Annotated in this window: 25 protein-coding genes and 1 pseudogene; 15 read left to right on the top strand and 11 right to left on the bottom strand. The window is 57.6% G+C overall.

Translation table 11 applies throughout. The features are described from left to right. Positions 1 to 159: 159 nt before the first annotated feature. The 3 genes from FE851_RS16080 to FE851_RS16070 all read right to left on the bottom strand — a co-directional run bounded on the left by FE851_RS16080 (position 160) and on the right by FE851_RS16070 (position 5,044). Positions 160 to 1,335, bottom strand: a complete 1,176-nt coding sequence (locus tag FE851_RS16080) for a phosphotransferase (RefSeq protein ID WP_145204629.1) — start codon at positions 1,333 to 1,335, stop codon at positions 160 to 162. A gap of 351 nt (positions 1,336 to 1,686) precedes the next feature. Next, a complete protein-coding gene (locus FE851_RS16075) occupies positions 1,687 to 4,089 on the bottom strand; it encodes a TonB-dependent receptor (protein ID WP_145204627.1) in 2,403 nt (800 codons plus the stop codon). A gap of 173 nt (positions 4,090 to 4,262) precedes the next feature. After that, a protein-coding gene (locus tag FE851_RS16070) for an IS5 family transposase (protein WP_370569498.1) occupies positions 4,263 to 5,044 on the bottom strand; the annotation gives its coding sequence in 2 pieces (ribosomal slippage) (positions 4,263 to 4,720 and positions 4,720 to 5,044; 783 coding nt in all). A gap of 94 nt (positions 5,045 to 5,138) precedes the next feature. On the opposite strand from FE851_RS16070, the gene FE851_RS16065 reads away from it, so the two are divergent. The 4 genes from FE851_RS16065 (at position 5,139) to FE851_RS16050 (ending at position 7,733) form a co-directional block, all read left to right on the top strand. Then, positions 5,139 to 5,474 carry a hypothetical protein gene (locus FE851_RS16065; RefSeq protein ID WP_130754991.1) on the top strand — a complete coding sequence of 112 codons (336 nt, stop codon included), beginning with the start codon at positions 5,139 to 5,141 and terminating at the stop codon, positions 5,472 to 5,474. Positions 5,475 to 5,872: 398 nt separating this feature from the next. Then, positions 5,873 to 6,337, top strand: a complete 465-nt coding sequence (locus FE851_RS16060) for an Lrp/AsnC family transcriptional regulator (RefSeq protein ID WP_229380713.1) — start codon at positions 5,873 to 5,875, stop codon at positions 6,335 to 6,337. A 161-nt stretch (positions 6,338 to 6,498) separates the two neighbouring features. Next, positions 6,499 to 7,161, top strand: a complete 663-nt coding sequence (locus tag FE851_RS16055) for a haloacid dehalogenase type II (RefSeq protein WP_145204624.1) — start codon at positions 6,499 to 6,501, stop codon at positions 7,159 to 7,161. An 89-nt stretch (positions 7,162 to 7,250) separates the two neighbouring features. Continuing rightward, positions 7,251 to 7,733 carry an Lrp/AsnC family transcriptional regulator gene (locus FE851_RS16050; RefSeq protein WP_145204622.1) on the top strand — a complete coding sequence of 161 codons (483 nt, stop codon included), beginning with the start codon at positions 7,251 to 7,253 and terminating at the stop codon, positions 7,731 to 7,733. A gap of 41 nt (positions 7,734 to 7,774) precedes the next feature. On the opposite strand, the gene FE851_RS26230 is transcribed toward FE851_RS16050, so the two are convergent. Continuing rightward, the gene (locus FE851_RS26230; RefSeq protein ID WP_186378867.1) at positions 7,775 to 7,927 is read right to left on the bottom strand and encodes a hypothetical protein; all 153 of its coding nucleotides are present in this window, start codon (positions 7,925 to 7,927) and stop codon (positions 7,775 to 7,777) included. Positions 7,928 to 8,038: 111 nt separating this feature from the next. Between FE851_RS26230 and FE851_RS16045 the strand changes: the two genes are divergently transcribed. After that, complete coding sequence (locus FE851_RS16045; protein ID WP_145204619.1) at positions 8,039 to 9,085, top strand: phosphotransferase; 1,047 nt, start codon at positions 8,039 to 8,041, stop codon at positions 9,083 to 9,085. Further along, positions 9,085 to 10,407 carry an aspartate aminotransferase family protein gene (locus FE851_RS16040; protein WP_222422957.1) on the top strand — a complete coding sequence of 441 codons (1,323 nt, stop codon included), beginning with the start codon at positions 9,085 to 9,087 and terminating at the stop codon, positions 10,405 to 10,407. The genes FE851_RS16045 and FE851_RS16040 overlap by 1 nt, the downstream gene beginning before the upstream one ends. A gap of 148 nt (positions 10,408 to 10,555) precedes the next feature. On the opposite strand, the gene FE851_RS16035 is transcribed toward FE851_RS16040, so the two are convergent. Further along, a complete protein-coding gene (locus FE851_RS16035; protein WP_145204613.1) occupies positions 10,556 to 10,984 on the bottom strand; it encodes a GlcG/HbpS family heme-binding protein in 429 nt (142 codons plus the stop codon). After that, entirely contained in the window at positions 10,981 to 11,295 is a 315-nt protein-coding gene (locus FE851_RS16030; protein ID WP_145204610.1) for a heterodisulfide reductase-related iron-sulfur binding cluster, read from the bottom strand. The genes FE851_RS16035 and FE851_RS16030 overlap by 4 nt, the downstream gene beginning before the upstream one ends. On the opposite strand from FE851_RS16030, the gene FE851_RS26870 reads away from it, so the two are divergent. The 6 genes from FE851_RS26870 to FE851_RS26225 are packed head-to-tail and all read left to right on the top strand — an operon-like array spanning position 11,233 to position 11,970. After that, positions 11,233 to 11,367: a hypothetical protein gene (locus FE851_RS26870; RefSeq protein WP_261371070.1), complete on the top strand. Its 135-nt coding sequence runs from the start codon at positions 11,233 to 11,235 to the stop codon at positions 11,365 to 11,367. The two genes, FE851_RS16030 and FE851_RS26870, sit on opposite strands and share 63 nt — an antisense overlap. Next, positions 11,358 to 11,483: a hypothetical protein gene (locus FE851_RS26865; protein ID WP_261371069.1), complete on the top strand. Its 126-nt coding sequence runs from the start codon at positions 11,358 to 11,360 to the stop codon at positions 11,481 to 11,483. The genes FE851_RS26870 and FE851_RS26865 overlap by 10 nt, the downstream gene beginning before the upstream one ends. Beyond that, positions 11,474 to 11,599 (top strand): hypothetical protein, encoded by a 126-nt coding sequence (locus FE851_RS26860; RefSeq protein ID WP_261371069.1) that lies wholly within the window; start codon positions 11,474 to 11,476, stop codon positions 11,597 to 11,599. Before FE851_RS26865 ends, FE851_RS26860 begins: the two co-directional genes overlap by 10 nt. Further along, positions 11,590 to 11,715, top strand: a complete 126-nt coding sequence (locus FE851_RS26855; protein ID WP_261371069.1) for a hypothetical protein — start codon at positions 11,590 to 11,592, stop codon at positions 11,713 to 11,715. Before FE851_RS26860 ends, FE851_RS26855 begins: the two co-directional genes overlap by 10 nt. Beyond that, entirely contained in the window at positions 11,706 to 11,831 is a 126-nt protein-coding gene (locus FE851_RS26850; protein WP_261371069.1) for a hypothetical protein, read from the top strand. Before FE851_RS26855 ends, FE851_RS26850 begins: the two co-directional genes overlap by 10 nt. Continuing rightward, positions 11,824 to 11,970 (top strand): hypothetical protein, encoded by a 147-nt coding sequence (locus FE851_RS26225; RefSeq protein ID WP_186378896.1) that lies wholly within the window; start codon positions 11,824 to 11,826, stop codon positions 11,968 to 11,970. The genes FE851_RS26850 and FE851_RS26225 overlap by 8 nt, the downstream gene beginning before the upstream one ends. On the opposite strand, the gene glcF is transcribed toward FE851_RS26225, so the two are convergent. Genes glcF through FE851_RS16010 form a run of 3 tightly spaced genes read right to left on the bottom strand, consistent with a single transcriptional unit; the run spans position 11,963 to position 15,644 of the window. Beyond that, positions 11,963 to 13,033 (bottom strand): glycolate oxidase subunit GlcF, encoded by a 1,071-nt coding sequence (glcF, locus tag FE851_RS16020; RefSeq protein ID WP_145204604.1) that lies wholly within the window; start codon positions 13,031 to 13,033, stop codon positions 11,963 to 11,965. The two genes, FE851_RS26225 and glcF, sit on opposite strands and share 8 nt — an antisense overlap. Further along, positions 13,033 to 14,151: an FAD-binding protein gene (locus FE851_RS16015; protein WP_145204601.1), complete on the bottom strand. Its 1,119-nt coding sequence runs from the start codon at positions 14,149 to 14,151 to the stop codon at positions 13,033 to 13,035. The genes glcF and FE851_RS16015 overlap by 1 nt, the downstream gene beginning before the upstream one ends. After that, positions 14,151 to 15,644, bottom strand: a complete 1,494-nt coding sequence (locus tag FE851_RS16010) for an FAD-linked oxidase C-terminal domain-containing protein (protein WP_145204597.1) — start codon at positions 15,642 to 15,644, stop codon at positions 14,151 to 14,153. The genes FE851_RS16015 and FE851_RS16010 overlap by 1 nt, the downstream gene beginning before the upstream one ends. A 128-nt stretch (positions 15,645 to 15,772) precedes the next feature. Between FE851_RS16010 and FE851_RS16005 the strand changes: the two genes are divergently transcribed. After that, positions 15,773 to 16,663, top strand: coding sequence for a LysR family transcriptional regulator (locus FE851_RS16005; RefSeq protein ID WP_145204594.1), 891 nt, complete (start codon positions 15,773 to 15,775; stop codon positions 16,661 to 16,663). 92 nt (positions 16,664 to 16,755) lie between these two features. Continuing rightward, the gene (locus FE851_RS27330) at positions 16,756 to 16,884 is read left to right on the top strand and encodes a hypothetical protein (RefSeq protein ID WP_409994507.1); all 129 of its coding nucleotides are present in this window, start codon (positions 16,756 to 16,758) and stop codon (positions 16,882 to 16,884) included. A gap of 38 nt (positions 16,885 to 16,922) precedes the next feature. Here FE851_RS27330 and FE851_RS26220 read toward each other — a convergent pair whose 3' ends face one another. Further along, the gene (locus FE851_RS26220; protein ID WP_186378866.1) at positions 16,923 to 17,063 is read right to left on the bottom strand and encodes a hypothetical protein; all 141 of its coding nucleotides are present in this window, start codon (positions 17,061 to 17,063) and stop codon (positions 16,923 to 16,925) included. A 48-nt stretch (positions 17,064 to 17,111) separates the two neighbouring features. Then, positions 17,112 to 17,858: a Crp/Fnr family transcriptional regulator gene (locus FE851_RS16000; RefSeq protein WP_186378865.1), complete on the bottom strand. Its 747-nt coding sequence runs from the start codon at positions 17,856 to 17,858 to the stop codon at positions 17,112 to 17,114. Between the two features lie 346 nt (positions 17,859 to 18,204). Here FE851_RS16000 and FE851_RS15995 point away from each other — a divergent pair. Further along, positions 18,205 to 18,552, top strand: a pseudogene (locus FE851_RS15995) (catalase); the annotation flags it as partial. Positions 18,553 to 18,603 lie beyond the last annotated feature (51 nt).

The raw sequence follows: 18,603 nt of genomic DNA, 5'->3' as shown, positions 1-18,603 counted from the left end.
CCTTATGGGATAAGGCGTGTTCAAATGTCAGAATCTTTTCGGACCACTAGCAATCTTTTGATTCTAGTGGATTTTACGATTTTGACATTTGCAGCCCCATCCCAGCCGCCAGGGGATGCAAATGTCAAAATCAATCCACTAGAGTGATCAGAGCCGGATCTAGCTGCCCCCTTCGCGAAATGCGTCCAAGGTTCCAAGATCGTCCATGGCCGTACCAATCCGACGCAAGAACTCGAGTGTGACATCCATTGGTTGCATGTCTGGCATACCCTCAGCCGGATTGATGGTGATTGTCCACCATGTGAGTGCGGTCACCAATTGCTGCCTATAGTGCAGCCATGCCTCATCAAAGTCGACCTTTGGCCCGCCTTCCATGTGCAAATGATCCAAATAGTAACGGAGAAGATCGCGCTCCCACATGCGACGATCCTCGATCGTGAGTGCAGTGGCGATCGTATAGCAGACATCCCGGCTCCAGTGCCCTCTAACCGCGCACTGCCAATCGCTCAAGCCCATCTCGCCATTGCCGGCCACATACCAGTTCTTGAGATGGACATCATGGTGCACGAATGTCTTGGGTGCCTGATCATGAAAGGCGATCGACTGCATCGTGGCGGGCCAGATTTCCGCGGCTCTGGCCGAGAGAGTTGATGGAAAGACATCCCGCGACTTCTGGAAACCCACTTCCGAGCCTTCACGCATCCCGAAAATGAGCGTGCGGTCGAAATATTCGGGCCAAGTCAGAAAATTGTCCGTAGTGATCTTGATCAGAGCCGGATCGCTGTAACATTTGCCATGCATGCGAGCGAGCAGGCGAAGCTGGCTCTCGGCCCGCGCGCGCGTCATTATCGTCTTGTGATCGCAGAACTCAGTGACACTTTCAGTGATGTCGTTCAGCACGATCATCGATTTCCAGGTTTCTATGTCGAGCTTCACATAATAGGCGTGCGGGGATTCGATATCCAGTAGCGGGCGCACCTTGTCATAGTAGTTGCTTTCGCATTCCGCTCCTTGCGCAATCCCCAGGATGACTCGATTAGGCAGGTCGAAGGCTGCCTTGCAGAATATGCTCGAAGGCAGCTTCCCTGAAGCCTCGCCAGCCGCGTTATAACTCAGCGCAATCCGTCGCCGGTTGGAGGATCCGTTATCGACCACGCCAAGATCGAAATCGATCACTTCCGCGCCCGGAACATCATTGCAGAGACAGTCCGTCAGCCACTCTTTCGTGATCCACTCAAATGCGATCGGAAGCTCGTCACGCCGCGTTACCGGATGCGCGTTGTGCGCCTGATCGTGCAAATACGCCGCTTCCACTGCTTTGTTGACGTCATTCATGCTGATGGGCACTCCTCAAATCAATGTTCTTAAGACTTTGAATTCATGAATAATATTGGTAATTCAAACTGCCACGATCACGGCATCGAGCAAAGCTGCCGAGCGCTTGGTGCGCGTCAATGGCGGCACCAATCTGCTTCAAGTAACCCCGCGACAGTCCTTCCCGGCTACCGCTCCTCACGCCCACTCACCGTAGGTGAGGCAACTCCCGCTCGTCACATCAACCATGTTGTACCATCGCATGCGTCGTCCCGCGCCATCGCGCATCCACAACCGGCTATACGCACGACCAGACTTTGGACCGGGCGATGATGGCCTGCATCACCGACCGGTCCGCCATATCCCATCAGCTTACCACCGAAAGGAAGCCTCCAATCCATAGGTGCGTGGCGCCGCCGGGGCAGAGCCGAACGCAGAGCCCGAAGCCTGAGCATAGTAGCCAAGGTTGACTTTGCGATTCGTGATATTTTTCATCCAGAAACGCAAACTGACGTTTTCCAGCGATTCAGGAGAAAGAGAGACGGAACTGTTGAGCAAAAAATGGGCGCGTTCATACCAAAGATTGTCGGCATCCCAGGGGAATTTGCTCGAATAGTTAGCGGTCAGATCGAATGTCGCCTTACCCATGCTCGCGACTTCTGCTTCGTAGCTTACACTACCCGAGAATTTCCACTTCGACGCCATCGGCAAGGTGTTGCCATTTCCGTTGACGAAGATGGCATTGATGTTGCCAGGCGCGATTGGTGGGGTCGGACTGAGTGTCGCGCAGGTTGCCGCATCAATTTTCGGGCTTGGACAATAGGACGGCGCGTCCGGGAAGTCCCGGAATTTCGCGTCGAGATAGCTACCGGCAAGGCGCAGCGTCAAACCCTGGGTCGGGGCAAACGCAGCGTCAAACTCGACACCCTTGGTCCGCGCCGAACCGGCATTCTTTAGCGCCACAAGGCCATTGCGCTGGCCAGTCACCTGCGGGCTATCAATATCGTTCCAGAACAGCGCGAGGTTAAACCGCACGCGTCGGTCGAACATCTCGGACTTGAGCCCTATTTCATACGCATCCACCACTTCGGGGCGCAGCGCAGGCGAATCGAGCGGCAAGGTGTTGAAAGTACCTGCCTTGAAACCCCGGCTCAAGCTACCGTAAATCATTACGTCCTGGGCAACCTCGTGGTCGATCGCTCCCTTCCATGTGAGCTTCTTGAAAGTCGGGCTGGTATCTGGAACCGTCACAGTGTCGTCTGTACAAGGCAGCGCCGTATCGGGCAGAAGGGTAATCTGCGTACATCCCTGTCCGATCACCTTGTCCTTGGTATAGCGGAGGCCAGCGGTGACATGGGTGCGATCACCGATCGGAATCGTGGTCTGGCCAAACCCTGCATATGATTTCACCTTCTGCTGACCGAACAACCCGATCGATGCAAGACCAAAGCCGTTTACGGCCGGTCCGGTAATCAGCGTCGGGCCGAACCCGCCATCGGCGTTGAGATAAAAGGCGCCGACAATCCATTGGATCGCAGAACTTGGCTTGGACTTCAGCTGCAACTCCTGGCTGAACTGCTTGTCGACAATGTTCAGATCATAGAATGCCCAAGCGTATGGCGAAGTATTACCATTGGCAAAAAATACTTCGTCGTTCTTGCGATAGGCGGTAATGCTGACGAGATCGGCAAATCCAAGTTCCTGATCGATGCGGCCGGAAAAGCCGTAGCCCTCAGATTTATCATATTGCGGGCCACGATTAGCCTTGCTGCCTGCCGGGCGGGTTAGTGGCAGGCTGACGTCATAAAAGCCGAGCGTAGGCAGGACTTGTGAAGGACATGGGTGCAGGCCGCACACATTAGCGAAGCCATTATGTGCTCCGTCAGGAGTGCCACCGATCGACCCTGGAAGCGGGCGAACGTTAAAGCCGATCTCACTTGTACTGTTCTGATAATAGCCAATCAGCTTCACAGTAGTAGTGTCCGTCAGTTCTGCGAGAATCTTACCCCGCATGGACAAAGATTTGTCCTTCCAATAATCATCCCCGCCAGGGAGGAAGCCTTTTGAAGTATCGAAGGGATCGACCAATTGCTTGTTGCGACCCCAACCTTTTCCTTGGTTGTGATAGCTAACAGAGTAATTAGCTGCCAAACGGTCGGTCAGCGGGATGTTGATATACCCCTTCAGGTCGACCGTATCGTAATTCGCGTATCCCGCGCTCATCTCACCTGAGAATTCGCCAGTGCTTGGATCGCGCGTATAAACTGAGATGACGCCGCCGCTGGCATTGCGGCCGAAAAGCGTGCCCTGCGGGCCTTTCAGCACCTCAACCCGCTCGACGCTCGACAGATTGAAGAACGGCGCAGCAGCGCGAATAAAATATACATCGTCAATGTAGACCGGGACACTGGCTTCGTTGCCGGCAGTGGTGACCGGATTGCCTACGCCTCGAATGAACGTCGTTAACACCCCCGCGCCAGCGCTGATCTGAAGCGCCGGATCGATTCGGTTGAGTTCGCCCACCTGCTGGATGCCAGCCTTGACCAGCGCATCGCCACTTACGGCCGTAATCGTGAGCGGCGTGTCCTGAACATTCTGGGAGCGCTTTTGCGCAGTCACCACGATATCGGCAAGTCCGACATTTGACTCTGCACTATCTGCATTCTGCATCGGCTGCGCAGGCTGGGCACCCTGAGCGAAGGCCGGTGATGACAGTGCCGTAGCCACCATCCAGCCGCTGGTCAGCAGCACAGACGCCCTGAAACCTTTCCTCATTTCTCTCTCCCTTTTTTCGTATTTGGAACTTGTCGTCCCGTTGCGTTCGCCCGCAGCTTATACCCGTTGCGTTCGCAACCAGCGTCTCAATCGAGCCAATACAGCTGTGGTCAAATATTAGTGCGAGATGCGAACGCGACCTTGCAGGCATATTGATTAATCCGACCAGACGCCTAGGCGGCGTGGACAAATTTGAGCCAGTATCTGACTGTGGCGATATGGACCATGCCAAGGAAGCTATTGGCAAGCTGGTCGTAGCGGGTGGCGACGGCGCGGTTGATCTTGAGCTGTCCGAACATACGTTCGATGCAGTTGCGCTGCTTGTAGAGCGCCCGGTCATGCTCGATTTTCACGCGCCGGTTTGACCGACCCGGAATCACGGCATCGATATTCCGTTTGGCGAGGTCAGCACGGATTGCGTCGGCGTCGTAGCCCTTGTCGGCGAGCAAGGCGTCAGGTGCGCGCTCGGGTAGGTCGATCAGGGCGTCATAGGCCTTGCAATCTGCCGCCTCGCCGACCGTCAGATGGAAGGCGAGCGGTCGCCCGAGGGCATCAGCCAGGCAGTGAAGTTTACTGGTGAACCCGCCCCGCGAGCGGCCAAGAGCGCGTCGATCAGCCCCCCTTTTCCGCCCGCTGCCGATACGTGGGCGCGGACTGTGGTGCTGTCGATGCTGTAATGACCGCTGTCTGCCATGACCTCGGCCAGCGTCACTGCTACGGTTTCCCAGACCCCGGCCTCGCTCCATCGCCGGAACCGTCGATAGATGGTGTTCCAACTGCCATATTTGGGTGGCACGTCGCGCCACGGAGCACCGCAACGAAGTCGCCAGAGGATACCATTGATGATCGAGCGGTTCTGTTCGGGCGGCCTGCCTCGACCACGGTTCTCAGGCTCGATGGGCAACAAACCTTTCAGAATACGCCATTCTGCTTCGGTGAGATCACCCCGGCTCAAGACTGCCTCCAAAAGGCAGCCTTGAATCAATCCTCGGGCGCCGCGTCAATAAGGTTCGGTTGCCGATGCTCCTATCCGCTGCCAAAACACCCTTATGAAGAACGTCCAGATCATTGACGGTGCGGTGAATGCTACCTTCAGCGTGTTCCAGGCGACTGCGGAAGAGTTCGAAGCGATCTTTCCGGATGGGCGCGACATGGAACTGGTCGAAGACCTGATCGACCGGCTTGGGGACGACGCTGCAGGGGCGGTGTTGGCGCCGCTCTGGGACCGCCCGATGCTCAAGCGCGATGCGCTCGGCATTCACGGCACCCTGTTTTACGACAATGAGGATCGGCGAGCCCACATCCCGCCGTCAAAGCGTGAAGTCGATTGGGATAGCGGTTCGATCAACCAAGCGCAGCGAGTCCTGTTCGCCAAGCATCGCTAATTTGTCCACGCTGCCTAGGGCATATGCCGCCGCAAATTCTACCGCGGAAGCCGATAAAAACGTCAACAATGCATGACCAGCACCCTTCAAAGCGCAGATTTTCGCGTGGAAAGGGCTTTCAATGAAGGGGTGGACACAATGATACGACAACAGAGAGATACATGACCTGATATGGCGAGCCATCCCGATTTCAGCCGCTCAAGCGTCAGGACGACTGGGTCATGCATCGGGGCAATCGCCGTAGGCTCCAGGTTTGCCAGACCGTTCGAACCGGCAGCGATCTCCCACTATGTCCCGACCGACTGAATTCGGATTGGAGGAAGCAGGGTCTCGACATAGGTTGGCTCACATGTTGTCAGCGATCGCTAGTCACCATCCGTGCGGGATTGGGAATTGCCATGAAACTTGATCGGATCGACCTTAAAATCCTTCGGCAGCTTCAGACCGACGGTCGCATCAGCAACGTCGATTTGGCAGATGCCGTCGGCCTGTCCCCCAGTCCCTGCCTGGCGCGGATCAAGCGCCTCCAGAAAGCAGGGATCATCGTCGGGTATGAAGCGCAATTTGATCTGGAGAAGTTGGGAAACTTCATAACCGCCTATGTTCAGGTCATTCTGAAAAACCACCGGCGTGCGGAAGCGCAGAGATTTGAAAAGGCGATCATCCGCATCCGGGAAGTGGTGGAATTCCACATGGTCAACGGCAAATATGATTATCTCATGAAAATCGTCGCGCCGGGATATGATGGCCCCGCGCGCGTCATGGAGGATATTTGGCAGGCGGATCTGGGAATTCAGAGCTATTCCGTCTTCATCGTTTCCGGAATGCCCATCCGCAACCGGCCGCTGCCTATTGGCGTCTAGGCCAAGCCTGTCCGACGATAGCGGCACTGCATATTGATGCTGGCCAATATGCAGGTTCACAGGGCAAGATTCTTCGAAAGGCTGGAAGCACAGCAGCATTTCCCGCAACGCTTTGCCTAGCATCAAGCGCGTCAGACATCACAATCAAAGTGCGAGCGACCATGTTCAGGCCCAAATATATTAGTTTCGACTGCTATGGCACGATGATCAATTTCATTATGGGGCCGACGGCGGGTCAGATTTTCGCCGATCGGGTCGATCCCGCGAAGATGCCCGGATTCCTCGATGCCTTTCGCATCTATCGGCTGGATGAAGTGCTGGGCGCATGGAAGCCGTTCTACGACGTCATTGACAATGCGATCGCGCGCGCGTGCGAGCGATATGGCGTGGTCTGTGACGCCAGCGACGTCCAGGCGCTATACGATGCTATTCCGACCTGGCAGCCCCATGCGGATGTGCCGGGACCATTGGGCCGGGTAGCGGAACATTATCCGCTCGTCATCCTCTCCAACAGCATGACCGACCTTATCCCCCACAGCGCGCGCAACATCGGCGTACCGTTCCACGCAATTTACACAGCGGAGGAGGCCGGCGCCTACAAGCCGCTGTTGCGGCCCTTTGAATATATGGTCGATCAACTGGGCTGCGCGCCGGAAGACATGATGCATGTCTCATCCAGCCCGCGCTATGATCTGATGAGCGCGCATGACCTGGGCTTTGGCGCCAAGGTTTTCGTCGATCGCGGCCATGAAGCGCCGACAGACCATTATGGCGTCGTGCGGATCAAGGACTTTAGCGAACTTCCCGCTCTGGTCGGGCTTTAAGATATGTCAGGCGATCGGTACATGATGTACCGATCGCCAATCAGACTGCCTGCAATTTTCAAAACGGAGATCGTGCGATCGCAGAGGCCATGATGAAATTTGATGCGATCGATCTTCGGATCATGGCGGAGTTGGAAAAACAGGGCCGCATGACCAATTCGCTGCTGGCGGAAAAGGTCGGCCTGACGCCAAGTCCCTGCCTGACCCGTGTGACGCGCCTTGAAAAGGCGGGATATATTACCGGCTATCGGGCGAAGCTCAATCTTTCGGCGATCGGTGAACTGGTCACGGTTTTCACGGAGATCACCCTCCAGGATCGACGCATGGCGACCGTGTCGCGCTTCGAACAGAAGCTCAAGACAATCGATGAATTGTGCGAATGCGCGCGCGTCACCGGCGATTGCGATTATATCCTCAAATTCGTGACGCGATCTGTCGCCCATTATTGCGAAACGATCATGAAGATCGTCGACGAAGGATCGCTGGTGGATCGCTATTTCAGCTATTTCGTCGTGCGCAGCTTCAATCTGGGCGACAGGGGATATCTGGACGAATTGGAACAGCCTGCCTGACCGGCGATGACATCATGAAGGCCAAGGCGGCAAACTCATGGTCATACCCACAGCGCAATCGGTGTAATTTCCTGTTTCCCTTTACTTTTGCCGGAATCGGAAATGCGTTGGCCGACGATCGCTTCTGGCAGAAAAACTGCCAACTGCCGCAGATCATCAGCCGATAGCATCCGCAGATAAGCAATATTCAGCACAAATTATGGCGCCGCCCGAGCGACAACAGCCTCGAACAGCAAGGCTGAAAAAGGATGGGTGTCAGGATGATGGATGCAAACCATCTGACGCCGACAATCATAGGCAGATAGATGTTACTCGATCCGACGCTCACCACCAAGCCGCCACAGGTCACGCCGCAGGATGCCGAAACTTGCGCGCGGCGCTTCTACGGGCTGGAATTGAATGCGCACCCGCTGTCTGGCGAACGCGACCGTAACTTCAGAATGGATGGCCAGGATGGACGCCAGTTCCTGCTGAAATTCTCCAATCCCGCCGAAGCGGTAGAGATCGTCAATCTCCAGACCTGCGTTCTCAATCATATCCGTCAGAAGGATCCTACGCTTCCTATACCGCATATGGTGGCCGCGAACGACGGCGCGTTCGAAACGGCTATCGAACTGGACGATGGTCGATTGTCCATCCTGCGGATGTTGACCTTCCTGCCGGGCACACCCTTGCATCAATCAGAACGGACCAGCCGGCAACGGCGCGCATTGGGCCACTGTCTGGCCCGTCTGGACCGCGCACTGGAAGGCTTCACCCATCCCGCCGCCAACCATGATCTGTTGTGGAACGTTGCCGCCGCGCACAGGCTGAAGGGCATGATCGAAGGCGTGGCCGATCCCGCGCGACGCCAACTCCTGCAGAATTTCATGGCCGACTATGAAGCCAGCGTCCTGCCGCAATTGAAGGGGTTGCGGGCGCAACTCATCCACAACGACTTCAATCTCGGCAACGTGCTGGTCGATCCGGATGATAGCGAAGCCGTGGCGGCCGTCATTGACTTTGGCGACATCGTCCATGGGCCATTGGTCGGGGAAATCGCGACCGCCGCCGCCTATCAACTGGGCGATGACCCGGATCCGCTGCGTGGCGCAGCGGAAATGATTGGCGCTTATGACGCGGTTTTACCCCTGCAGCACACGGAAAAGGCCGTTCTGCTTGATCTCGTGACCGCACGCTTGGTGATCACCGTGTTGATCACCGAATGGCGCGCAGCCCGCTACCCCGACAATTACCAATATATCATGCGCAACAATGGTCTTGCCTGGAAGGGCCTTGATCAATTTCAGCGGCTTTCGCGCGATGAGGCCAGCGCGCAATTACTGCAATTCTGTTCGTCGGGAGACAAATGATGACGATCCAAGACAATTCATCAGTCAACGCCTTCATTCCCGGCCAGGTGCAACTGGACGCGCATGAGGCGAACATGGTCGCGATGCGCGACCGTTTGCTCGGACCAGCCTATCGCCTGATGTATCAAAAGCCGCTCCACTTCGTCCGGGGCGAGGGCGTGTGGCTCTACGACGCCTCCGGCCGGCCGTTTCTCGATACCTATAATAATGTCGTTTCTCTGGGACACTGCCATCCCGATGTGGTGGAAGCGATCACCAGGCAGGTTGCGACGCTGTGCACCAACACCCGCTATCTGCATGAAACCATTCTTGAACTCGCGGACGGCCTGCTGTCGACGGTCAGCAGCGAATTGTCGCACATGATGCTGACCTGCTCCGGCAGCGAAGCGAACGACCTTGCCTACCGCATCGCCAAGGTCCGGACCGGCGGGACCGGCATCATCATCACCGAAACGGCCTATCACGGCATAACCGACACCGTATCGCAATTCTCACCCACGCTTGGGCCGGCCGTCAATCTGGGCGCGCATGTTCGCACCGTTCCAGCGCCAGCCGCCTACAGAAGCGGACCAAATGTTGCGGAGCGCTTCCAGCGCGACGTCGAAACGGCAATTGCGGATCTGATGCGGCATGGCATCCGGCCTGCTATGCTGATCGTGGACTCAATCTTTACGAGCGATGGCATTCTGCCGGAGGAGCCAGGCTTTCTGAAGGGTGCCGTCGATGCGATCCGCGAAGCAGGTGGCATCTTCGTCGCCGATGAAGTGCAGCCGGGTTTTGGTCGCACTGGAAGCCATATGTGGGGCTTTCAGCGTCATGACGTAACCCCCGATATCGTTACCCTGGGCAAGCCGATGGGCAATGGCCAGCCAATCGCGGGCCTTCTTGCGCGCCATGATATTGTGGAAAAGTTCGGTAACAGCGCGCGTTATTTCAATACCTTCGCCGGCAACACTGTGTCCTGCGCAGCAGCGGTCGCCGTTCTCAAGGTCATTCAGCGCGACCAGATCAAAGACAATGCGCGGGACGTCGGTGCCTATCTGCTGGAGAAGGTCGATGCGCTTCGGGCGCGTCACGAGTGCCTTGGCCATGTCCGGGGAGCGGGCCTGTTCGTCGCCGCCGATATTGTGTCGGATCGTGAGACACAGGCAGGGGACCGTGTTCGTACCGCGCAGATCGTCAACGACATGCGTGAAAACGGCGTCCTGATCAGTGCCTGCGGCGCCGATCACAACATTCTCAAAATCCGCCCACCGCTGATCTTCAGTCGCGAAAATGTCGATCTGTTCGTCGATGTTCTTGATAGGGCGCTTGAACGCTGAAGCCTGCGCAGTAGATCAAGCACCGTCCGGCGTCGCTTCGCCGTTGTAACTGCGCAACATCGACTGGATGAAAGCAACAGGCAACTGCGGATCAACAGACGTTGGGTTGCCGCTTTTGGCGATGATCCGGCGATGGCAGAGGAGGGGCTCAGGCCCGCAATCCAGCCGCGGCGATTCCGGCAAGCGCGCAGGCTTCGTCGTTGTCACTCGTGTCGCCGGTGACGCCGACTGCGCCAATCACTGCACCCGCTTCGTTACGGATCAGCACGCCACCGGCGGCAGGGATTATGCCGCCGGCCGACAACCCGGCTGCCGTCGCAATGAATGTTGGCCGCTCGATGGCCATTTCCGCGATCGTGCGAGACGATACTCCCAAGGCCAGGGCGCCGGCCGCCTTGGCGGTAGCAATTTGCGGACGCAATGTGGAGGAACCGTCCTCCCGCGCAAAGGCAATCATGTGCCCTCCGGCGTCGAGCACGGCAACACTGACGGGCTTCAGTCCAAGCTTGCGCCCTTCCTTGAGAGCCGCATCGATGACGATCTGCGCTGTTGACAGAGAAATGCCCAAGAGGGTCATGATCTTTTTTCCTTTGCCGTAAGAGACATTGCATGGGGCATGGGGCCACCGGTCGCCCAGTCAAGCAGTTCGACCGTATGGACAACAGGTATGTTGGTGAAACGCGCGATCTGGGTCGCGCAACCGATATTGCCGGTCGCGACAACGTCGGCACCGAGCGCATCAATTGACTGCGCCTTCCGATCGCCCAACTTTTCCGCGATTTCAGGCTGGAGGATGTTATAAGTGCCCGCCGATCCGCAGCACAGGTGCGCTTCGGAAGGCGACCGAACTGGACTTGTAACGGTTTTGTGCCTGTCTCTTATACACATCTAGATGTGTATAAGAGACAGATCAACGGGATCAAGCCAGTCCGCACGCGCAAGCACAAGAGATGTGTATAAGAGACAGATCAACGGGATCAAGCCAGTCCGCACGCGCAAGCACAAGAGATGTGTATAAGAGACAGATCAACGGGATCAAGCCAGTCCGCACGCGCAAGCACAAGAGATGTGTATAAGAGACAGATCAACGGGATCAAGCCAGTCCGCACGCGCAAGCACAAGAGATGTGTATAAGAGACAGATCAACGGGATCAAGCCAGTCCGCACGCGCAAGCACAAGAGATGTGTATAAGAGACAGATCAACGGGATCAAGCCAGTCCGCACGCGCAAGCACAAGAGATGTGTATAAGAGACAGATCAACGGGATCAAGCCAGTCCGCACGCGCAAGCACAAGAGATGTGTATAAGAGACAGATCAACGGGATCAAGCCAGTCCGCACGCGCAAGCACAAGAGATGTGTATAAGAGACAGATCAACGGGATCAAGCCAGTCCGCACGCGCAAGCACAAGAGATGTGTATAAGAGACAGCTGCGATACCCACTTGCCCAGCGGCGACTTCCCTATCCCCAAATCCGAGGCAACCCGATCGCGCGGCAACCCGCTGGTCAGCGCCTGTCTCTTATACACATCTCCTGTTGCGAGCTCTACTCGCTCAGGTGACCGGCGCAAAACCGTTACAAGTCCAAACCGCATAGCCCGCTTTCGTGAGCAAGCTTTTGGGCAAATCGGTGACGCCCTGTCCATGCTGTAGCGAACAGGCCGGGTGATAGGCAACCGTAACGCCACATTCTTCGAGCTCCGGCAGCCCAATCCGGTCGAGATATTCGGTCACGTCCAGCGTGCGCCGACTGAGGTCGGCCGCCCTTTCAGCATAGGCTGGGTCATCGCGGAGCATGAAACCGTAATTCTTGATCGTCGTACCGCAGCCGGATGCCGTGACAATGATGGCATCGAGTCCCTCGCCCTCGATTTGTGCCGTCCAAACATCCACATTCCGCCGGGCGGCCTCGAGCGCGTCCTGTTCACGTCCCATATGATGGACTAGAGCGCCGCAACAGCCTTCGTTGGGGGCGAGCATCACTTCGTGTCCGAAACGATTGAGCAGACGGATCGTGGCTGCCCTGAACTCCGGCCTCAGCACGGGTTCAGCGCAACCTCTCAGAAGCGCGACGCGGCCCTTGCGATGCGCCAACGGCTTCGTGGTGTTGACGGTCGCCCTGGGCACCTTTGCGGGTGCCAGGTCGAGCATGGCGGCAAGCGGACGCAATGCTTCGACCCTGCGCAGGATCGGGCGAAAAGGTGCAGCCAGCTTGGCGAGCAGAAGCGCACCCCGGAAACGCCCCGGATAGGGCAGGATAAAGGCCAGCAATCGGCGTATCATCCGCTGCGCCAGGGGGCGTCGGTGGTTCTCCTCGATATAGCTTCGCGCATGATCAACGAGATGCATATAATTCACGCCCGAGGGGCAGGTCGTTTTGCACGACAGGCACGAGAGACAGCGATCGATATGCTTGACCACTTCGGCGCTCGGCGCGCGCTGGTTCTCCAGCATGTCTTTCATCAAGTAAATTCGTCCACGCGGCGAATCGAGTTCGTCGCCGAGCAGCACATAGGTGGGACAGGTCGCAGTGCAGAAGCCGCAATGCACGCATTTGCGGATCACCTGCTCCGAAGTGCGCATAGCTGGATCGGTTAGCGCCTTAGCCGTGAAACCCGTCTGCATCAGGCTGCTCCTCCAAATCGGCCAGTGGCGAAGACGTCTGCCGGGTCAAAAGCCCGGCGTACGCGATCAGCCAGCGCCGACACGCCTGGCGCGGAACCGTGCATCGCGGGAACGCGGCTACGCATTCCAACAGGCGCATCAACGAGAGTCGCCTCGCCACCGAGATCCAAGACGATCCGCCGGATATCTTCGCTTTCGTCGTCCAGGCCGATCCATACACGACCGCCACCCCAGTCCATCGCCCAATCCGCACCGAGCGTTTCGACGCGGCGTGTCAACTCAGCCGCATGGCGCGGGAGAAGATGCGCGCGCCATTTTACTCGCCCCTTTAGCGCCTCGCCTGTCATGGCTTCCCGCCATAGCAGGGCAGACGCCTCGCCATCACGCCGAAGCGTGCAATGGTCTTTAAGGATATCGGGCAGAACCGCGCACCGCGCCTCGACCGACGGCGCGAAACCGGCGATACGCAAAAGGGTCACCCCCCGGCGCAAGTGCGCAGCAGCGGACACGTCAGCATGGCTCCCCAGCGCACGGGCCATGGCTCGATATGCCGCCTCTGCGGGCAAGCCATCGGCAATCAGCGTTGCCGTCACGCGGGGACGGGGAAGAACTTTGAGTGTCAGTTCGGCAATGGCCCCAAGCCGGCCCCAAGACCCTGCCATCAGCTTGGGAAGGTCATAGCCGGTGACGTTTTTCACTACCTTGCCGCCGGCGACGAAAATCTCGCCCCTACCCGAAACGACGGTGACGCCCAAAAGATGATCGCGAACGCTACCGGCGGTTACCCGGCGTGACCCGGCAATCCCCGCAGCGACTGTTCCGCCGATCGTCGATGCCGCATCACCCCACGGCTCGAACGCCAGCATTTGCCCTTCCCCTTCGACCAGGGCGAGCACATTGGACAGCAGCGTACCGGGCCGGACCGTCAAAACCAGCTCTGCCGGATCGTAATCGACGATGCCCGAGAGCGCCGCCAGCGATACGATCTGCACCTCGCGCGGTGCGCCAAAGTCGGCGCGCGAACCACCTCCGCGAAGCTCAAGCTTTGTGCCGCCGGCGACAGCATCGGCTACGATCTGGCGCAAATCCTGTGCATCGCGGGGTTCCAGTATGGCCATCAGAAGCGGGGCAATTCGGGAAAAGCCAACTTGCCCTTATGTACATGCACGCGGCCAAGCTCGGCGCATCGATGCAGTGTCGGAAAAACTTTCCCGGGATTGAGCAGCAACTGGGGGTCGAAGGCGCATTTGACGCGTTGCTGCTGCTGCAGATCCTCTTGCGAGAACATCTCGGGCATGAGGTCACGCTTTTCAATGCCGACGCCGTGTTCGCCGGTCAGCACACCGCCCACCTCGACACACAAGCGCAGGATATCGTTGCCAAAAGCCTCGGCCCGGTCGAGTTCGCCAGGCTGGTTGGCGTCGTAGAGGATTAACGGATGCAGGTTGCCGTCACCAGCGTGGAAGACGTTGGCGACGCCCAGGCCATATTGCGCAGAAAGCTCCTCCATCCGGCGCAAAACGTCAGGAAGGCGACGACGCGGAATTGTCCCATCCATGCAATAATAGTCGGGGGAGATACGGCCCACCGCAGGAAAGGCCGCCTTACGGCCGGCCCAAAACGCCAGTCTTTCGCTTTCGTCGCGCGAGACACGGGTAGTGACTGCGCCATTGTCGGTCGCGATACGGGCGATTTCGACGATCAGGTGGTCGCATTCCGCAGCGGGGCCATCGACTTCGACGATCAGCAGCGCCCCGACGTCCAGCGGATAGCCGACCTGCACAAAAGCCTCGGCGGCGTGGATCGCAGGACGGTCCATCATCTCCATGCCCGCCGGAATTATCCCTTCCGCGATCACTTGCGCGACACAGGCTCCGGCGCTTTCGGCGTCGACGAAGCCGACCAGCACTGCACGCGCCGTTTCCGGTCGGGGCAGGATACGCACCGTGACCTCGGTCACGACGCCGAGCAGCCCTTCGGATCCCACTACTACGCCCAGCAGATCCAGTTCCGAAGGATCGAGATAGCCGCCCCCGAGCCGCACGACTTCGCCATCCATCAACACCATTTCGATGCCCAGCACATTATTGGTGGTGAGACCGTATTTGAGACAGTGCACGCCGCCCGAATTCTCGGCGACGTTGCCGCCGATCGAGCAGGCGATCTGGCTGCTGGGATCAGGTGCGTAATAAAAGCCGCGATCCTGAACGGCCTGCGATATCGCCAGATTGGTGACGCCTGGCTGTACCACCGCAATGCGATCGTCGTAGTCGATTTCAAGAATGCGCTTGAATTTGCCCAGCCCAAGCAAGACCGCATCAGCCAGCGGCAATGCCCCGCCGGAAAGCGAAGTTCCCGAACCGCGCGGTACAACCTTCACCCGCTCATCGTAACACCAACGCAGGATAGCCGAAATCTGCTCGACCGTTTCGGGCAGCACCACCAACATCGGTGGCTGGCGATAGGCAGTGAGACCGTCGGATTCCCAAGGACGCAGCGCATCGGCATCGTCGATCACGCCTTCTCCCGGCACGATCGCACGCATCGCGGCGATGATCCGCTCTCGTTTGGCAAGCGTGGCTTCGTCCGGCGCGGGCATCAAGATTGTCATGAACCCCTCCTGCTCCCTCGTCTGCCGGCCCGTTTGCATCATGACCCGTGATGCGAGCTTTGCTAGCATTCATCTTTGAGGTGCGGTAGAAGAAAAAAACTTATCACACTCATTCCCTGAGGTTACGAATGTTCGATCCGGACTACGATCTCTTTATTGCGATCGTCGAGAGCGGATCGATAAGCGCGACCGCCCGTCGCATGAGCCTATCCGCCCCAGCGGTGTCAAAACGTTTGGCCCGGCTGGAGGAACGCCTCGGCGGTCGTCTGCTGAATCGCACCACGCGCCGGTTGGCGCCAACGGCGGCAGGACGTGATCTGTACGACACGCTGGTTCCACTCCGCCGCGCTCTGGATGCCGCGAAAGAGCGTGTGGCTGGCCATCAAACGCAGATATCGGGCCGTTTGCGACTCAGCGCGCCAACATCTTTTGCCCGATTGCACGTCCTTCCTTGCTTGCCCCTCTTCATTGCACGCTACCCCGCCATCGAGTTGCAAGTGGACCTGTCGGACGAATTCGTGGACCTTCTATCTGGCCATTATGATTTGGCGATCCGCATCGGAGCCGGGGCCGGCCCCGGCCTTGTCGGCCATCGCATGGGGACCAGTCGCCGCGTGCTTTGCGCCTCACCCAAATATCTGGAGGCTTTCGGCGTTCCACAGAAAATCGGCGAACTCGCCCATCACCGGCTCCTGGCCACAGAAAGCCAGTTTCCGTGGATTCTCGATGGCCCGGGGGGAAGGGTTGTGCATCATGGACGAAGCTTCATCAGCACAAATTCCAGCGAAGTCGTACGTGAACTTGCGCTGGGGGGCTGCGGCTTAGCGCTTCGGTCGATTTGGGACGTCGATGAAGCCATCGCGTCCGGCAAGCTCGTTCGGGTGCTCGATCAATATGAAGGGCTTCAGGACGTCGGAATCTTCATGGTTCACGCGCCCTTCCCGATGCTGCCGGCGCGATTCCAGGCGATCATCGATCACCTTGGCGCGCAATTCGCTCGCATTGACGCCCTCGCCTAGTGATCGGGGGATGGTTTGTCAGCGGATCATCGCGCGAGGGGTATGCGTGTCAGTGTTTTATGCATGCCCGATGTAGCTGACACCTCAACGAGATGTACGTCAAGATCACCAGAGAGATGTCGATCTGGTGCGCCGTCGATCAAGAGGCCGAAATACTGGAGAGTCATTTGACGAAAAGACAGGATAAAAGAGCTGCTATAGGCCAGGAAAACTTATATTGAATTAAGTAGCACTTCAAATTGTTGGACGAAAATCTGTTTTACAATTTATCGCTTTCTGTCTTTTCCCCGATCATTCTGGCGGCTTCAATCAAACTTTTGCCAGTTTCTGATGCAGCATAGGCAGTCATGGTCACCGCGACCCCATTAGGCCCATCGAGCAGGACAAGGCCTTCTTCCACGCTCGCTTTGCCGGGCAGCGATTGAACACTGGTATCTTTCTGGCGGTATCATGATGTTAGCCTTTCGATGCCTGAGCGATCCGATATAGTCTCAATGTAGAGATAGGCGGGGTTAAACTGACCTCTGCGGGCCAGACCTTCGACGTCGAGAATTTCCACGAGCGATGAGCGAAAGATACACAGTCGTTCTTCCCGCAGCTGTCGCAGCACGCGATTGGTGTGAACACTTGTTATGCCGCAGATTTCCGAAATATCCGCTTGGGTTAGCCCCAAGGCAAAGCGCTTTCCGTCGCTCAAGCCGACCGGCACCAGGCGGGCGTTGGTTTCAGACAGAAAATGCGCCACACGCCCAACTGCGTCCAGCCGTCCCAGACGGAAGAGCCACGCCCGGTGCATGGCAGCATCGAGCAGGGTGGAAAACCATAGCTTGCGTGTGAACTCAGGCATTGTCGCGTTGATGTCGTCCAAAGCCTTGTGCGGAATGACTGCAATCGTCGCCGCTGTCAGGCTTGCGACATCATGATCCAATATCTTGAGCGGATAGCCGTGCAGGTCCAGAAAATCCCCTGGTACTTGGACAGCGACGAGTTGGCGCATTCCTTCGCGATCGTCCAAGTAACGGCACATGAAGCCCTCCAGCAGCAACATGCTCACGGACAGCGTGTCACCAGCCTGCACCACAGTCTTGCGCGCATCGATCGTTCGTATTTCGAAAACCGCTTTTTCCAGAATGGCGCGTTCATGAACATCCAGTTCGACGCCGCGACGATCCCTTAGAAATTTGTCGGTAAACAAGATTGGTCCTTCACGGTGAAAAAACCTGGGTTTGGACAATAGCAACGGTCCGTGGCGACGCCGTATCCAGCCGCCGGAAATAAATCACTATAACGTACATTAGTTTTAGATCCGTCGGCGCAACTTGCTGAAGAGCGCCGGGTTATCTCTCCGCAAGTTCTACGGGTTCCCGATCATGCGGGAATTCGTATTTATCTCGGATGGCCCTCAAACGTGCTGGAAACGCCTCCGGCGCCTCTCTCGTGCATAAGGATGCCCCATGCCCAAGTCCCCTCCCGCCGCCGGTAAAGTTCCCGGCGGTGCGCCCAAAAAGGCTTCTCGACCTGCACCTGCCGAAACTCTCTCAATGAACTTTGCAGAACCGCAGGCAGAAGGTGGCGAAACGCATCAGGTTGCTGGAGGCGACGTCGCGGTCTTGACGACGGCACATGGCATCCCGGTTGCCGATGATCAGAACAGCCTGAAACAGGGTGCGCGTGGCCCAACCTTGCTGGAGGACGCGCATTTCCGCGAAAAACTGTTTCATTTTGACCATGAAAGAATCCCCGAGCGCGTTGTCCATGCTCGCGGCTACGGTGCGCACGGCTATTTCGAACTGACGGAATCCTTAAGCGACGTCACCCGCGCGGATGTCCTCCAGCGGATCGGCGAACGCATTCCCGCTTTCGTGCGCTTCTCCACGGTCGCAGGGTCCAAAGGCTGTCTCTTATACACATCTAGATGTGTATAAGAGACAGCGGCTACG

Origin of the sequence: Sphingobium sp. B2 (assembly GCF_007693735.1) — a bacterium.
GTDB lineage: Bacteria > Pseudomonadota > Alphaproteobacteria > Sphingomonadales > Sphingomonadaceae > Sphingobium > Sphingobium xenophagum.
The sequence above is the reverse complement of the archived record's forward strand: the minus strand, read 5'-3'. Positions and strand labels throughout refer to the sequence as shown.

Bases quoted from the DNA above. Each gene is read 5' to 3' on its own strand.
- FE851_RS16050 (WP_145204622.1), top strand. From the start codon at position 7,251: ATGATGAAATTTGATGCGATCGATCTTCGGATCATGGCGGAGTTGGAA.
- FE851_RS16060 (WP_229380713.1), top strand. From the start codon at position 5,873: ATGAAACTTGATCGGATCGACCTTAAAATCCTTCGGCAGCTTCAGACC.
- FE851_RS16065 (WP_130754991.1), top strand. From the start codon at position 5,139: ATGAAGAACGTCCAGATCATTGACGGTGCGGTGAATGCTACCTTCAGC.
- FE851_RS26865 (WP_261371069.1), top strand. From the start codon at position 11,358: ATGTGTATAAGAGACAGATCAACGGGATCAAGCCAGTCCGCACGCGCA.
- FE851_RS16045 (WP_145204619.1), top strand. From the start codon at position 8,039: ATGTTACTCGATCCGACGCTCACCACCAAGCCGCCACAGGTCACGCCG.
- FE851_RS16055 (WP_145204624.1), top strand. From the start codon at position 6,499: ATGTTCAGGCCCAAATATATTAGTTTCGACTGCTATGGCACGATGATC.
- FE851_RS16075 (WP_145204627.1), bottom strand. From the start codon at position 4,089: ATGAGGAAAGGTTTCAGGGCGTCTGTGCTGCTGACCAGCGGCTGGATG.
- FE851_RS16015 (WP_145204601.1), bottom strand. From the start codon at position 14,151: ATGGCCATACTGGAACCCCGCGATGCACAGGATTTGCGCCAGATCGTA.
- FE851_RS26860 (WP_261371069.1), top strand. From the start codon at position 11,474: ATGTGTATAAGAGACAGATCAACGGGATCAAGCCAGTCCGCACGCGCA.
- FE851_RS16010 (WP_145204597.1), bottom strand. From the start codon at position 15,644: ATGACAATCTTGATGCCCGCGCCGGACGAAGCCACGCTTGCCAAACGA.
- FE851_RS27330 (WP_409994507.1), top strand. From the start codon at position 16,756: ATGTACGTCAAGATCACCAGAGAGATGTCGATCTGGTGCGCCGTCGAT.
- FE851_RS26850 (WP_261371069.1), top strand. From the start codon at position 11,706: ATGTGTATAAGAGACAGATCAACGGGATCAAGCCAGTCCGCACGCGCA.
- FE851_RS16005 (WP_145204594.1), top strand. From the start codon at position 15,773: ATGTTCGATCCGGACTACGATCTCTTTATTGCGATCGTCGAGAGCGGA.
- FE851_RS16030 (WP_145204610.1), bottom strand. From the start codon at position 11,295: ATGTGTATAAGAGACAGGCACAAAACCGTTACAAGTCCAGTTCGGTCG.
- FE851_RS16040 (WP_222422957.1), top strand. From the start codon at position 9,085: ATGACGATCCAAGACAATTCATCAGTCAACGCCTTCATTCCCGGCCAG.
- FE851_RS26855 (WP_261371069.1), top strand. From the start codon at position 11,590: ATGTGTATAAGAGACAGATCAACGGGATCAAGCCAGTCCGCACGCGCA.
- FE851_RS16035 (WP_145204613.1), bottom strand. From the start codon at position 10,984: ATGACCCTCTTGGGCATTTCTCTGTCAACAGCGCAGATCGTCATCGAT.
- FE851_RS16080 (WP_145204629.1), bottom strand. From the start codon at position 1,335: ATGAATGACGTCAACAAAGCAGTGGAAGCGGCGTATTTGCACGATCAG.
- glcF (WP_145204604.1), bottom strand. From the start codon at position 13,033: ATGCAGACGGGTTTCACGGCTAAGGCGCTAACCGATCCAGCTATGCGC.